Below are 2,581 nucleotides of genomic sequence, written 5' to 3'. Positions count from 1 at the left end.
GGAGTCGCCACCTTTCGGTCGTTTGTAAGGGTACAAACATTTTACCGAGTTGGCGGCTTTTTTTCTACCATTCAGTGGTTAATCAACAGGCCTGTTAATGAAGGTATGTTATCCGATTTGTCTACATATGCAAGTGACGATGGCTTCAAAGGGATTAACTCAAATATTATTGAAGCTCTTAATGAAATAGGAGATGGAAGACTTTATGCCTTGTCTGATTCTATTAGCTCGCAAGTGCTATTTTATAATAAAGATTTATTTAAGCAGTTTAAGATACCGGAGCCAACTGATCAAATGTCTTGGGATCAAGTACTTGATTTAGCCAAACAATTTTCGCCACAAGATAATTTGAACGGCCTATATCTACTCAATTACGACGAAACAGGATTATTACTGACAATGGGCAAAACAAATGGCTTAAAGTGGTATGACTCTTTGAATCAAAGGACATTATTTGACAACCCCGCCTGGAAAAATAAACTTGAAGATTTAGTCGCATTCTATCAAGAAGAGGCATCTTTTACCTCTCAACAAGATCCTGCTGATTTATTTTTAGATGGGAAGTTAGCAATGACATTAAATACCTACCAATTTGCTATGAAGATAAATAACAACCGCGAGGAGAAAATAAATTGGGGTGTCGTAACCGAACCGGTTAATCCAAACGAGCCTAATATTAGTAAGACAATGAACTTCCAATATTTAAATGGAATTTGTGCAGGGACAAGAAATTTCAAAGAAAGTCTGGAAGTTTGGGAATATATGAACAGCGAGGAAGCAGCAAGATTGAAAAAAAACCTAAGTTTATCTTTATTTACTATTCCTGTACGAGATTCTTTAATGGTTGATAACGATAATCGCAACCTAGCTGCCTTTTATAAATTGAAACCCCAGATTACTCTTGGAGATACCAATTTACCCCGTGCAGCAGAAAAGGCAGCCCTTCTCAAAATAAATAGTATATTACGTCAAGCGATAGAGGAACAACTGACAGTTGATCAAACAATCATAAAGCTACAGGAGGATGTCATCAATGCAATTCAATCGAGTAAATAATAGCGCTTTAATCTGTAGAGGCGTACTTATTCTTGTCATGATGTCCATGTTCTTATTAGTAACAGGTTGTGATTTTTTTCTCCATCTTCAAATAATAATAAGAAAAAAAATCTGGAGACCGAGTTAACCATCTATTCTTCTTTTCAAGATCAGTTTTTTTATAAATATTATGGTAATTATCTTATACAGAAATATCCGAACATTAAATTTAGGCTAATCCAATCAATTAGTAAGAATGCTGAAGAGATGACTAAAGAAATTCAACAAAGCAAACCCGATTTGATCATTACGTGGAAAAATAATTTTCGTGAACTTCAGAAGCAAAATATGCTTACAGACTTAAACACGCTAGCCCAGTCTAGTGACATTAATCTTGAGGATTACTACCCTGAAATGATTAGCACCCTTCAAAATGATACGGGGCAGTTAAATGGGCTATCTCCCACTGTTAATCCTTCCGTAGTTTTCTACAACAAAAACTTGTTCGATACAAACAGAATTGATTACCCGACCAACCAAATGTCTTGGGATGAAATGCTTTCACTAACCCAACGATTTATAGGATCTGGGACAACGGGATCGACCGGGAAAAGCCCGGTAAGTGTGTTATCGGCTATTGCGAAATCGAAGGGGTGGAAAATTGTTGACACCCAGAGTAAAGATTTGTCTTTTAATTCTCAAGAATGGACAAGTTCAATTCAGAACATTCTTGATTCATCGAAGGTTGGTAATCTTGTAAATGATACAGGTGAGTTGTTCCTCCAAGGAAAAGCGGCGATGCATTTTGGAACGTTAGATATGGTACCAAAGCTAATGGAAAAGAACTCATTTGCCTGGGAGGTAGTTACTACTCCAGTAGATTCACAAAATAGAGATATAAGTTCAGATATCAATTTTTATGATATATTTTGCATATCAAAAGAGGCTTCCCAGAAGGAGGCTGCGTGGGAAGTGATTCAAGCTTTACTGAGTGAAGAATCCATTACTTATTTGCAGAATAACAGTATTCCAGGATCTGTATCCACCCTGAGTAAATATATGAATTCTCAGTACGGTAACATCGATTTTTCGGCAATTTGGAGGCAAAAAATTAACAAAAATCCTTATTTAAGCAGTGAACTATCTCTCAGCTTTATTGATCAATTCGATGGAGTGGTTGATGCGGTCTTGACCAAGGCTATTCAGAATCAGAATATAACTTCCGCTGAATGTTTCAAAGAGATCGAAGAACAGACTGAAATTTTGTATCAAGAAGAGTTTCATACTAAGAAGTGAATTAGTAATTCTAGTAAAACACGAGGGTGACTATAATGGCGAAAACTATTAATGTAAGTCAATTGGTGTCAATCATCTGTGAAAATGTCACCCTAACTGTGCTATGAAAATGTCACTTGTTCGAATGGAGGCCACCTTCACCAGGGGGCCTCTGTATAGCTGTTGTGCTGCGAGTACATCGCATCTTGGAAGGTACTGCGTTTTGTGTTACGCTTAGAAGCGTTGAGCGTAGCTTTCCACGGATGTTCAT

Annotated in this window: 2 protein-coding genes; both read left to right on the top strand. The window is 37.0% G+C overall.

All coding sequences use genetic code 11. The features are described 5' to 3' along the window. On the top strand, positions 1-1,056 hold a 1,056-nt coding region (locus PPOP_RS16040), incomplete at its 5' end, for an extracellular solute-binding protein (protein ID WP_006287674.1). A gap of 111 nt (positions 1,057-1,167) precedes the next feature. Continuing rightward, positions 1,168-2,331, top strand: coding sequence for an ABC transporter substrate-binding protein (locus PPOP_RS16035; protein WP_093471076.1), 1,164 nt, complete (start codon positions 1,168-1,170; stop codon positions 2,329-2,331). Positions 2,332-2,581 lie beyond the last annotated feature (250 nt).

It is taken from the genome of Paenibacillus popilliae ATCC 14706 (genome assembly GCF_000315235.1).
GTDB classification, from domain to species: domain Bacteria; phylum Bacillota; class Bacilli; order Paenibacillales; family Paenibacillaceae; genus Paenibacillus_B; species Paenibacillus_B popilliae.
The sequence above is the reverse complement of the archived record's forward strand: the minus strand, read 5'-3'. Positions and strand labels throughout refer to the sequence as shown.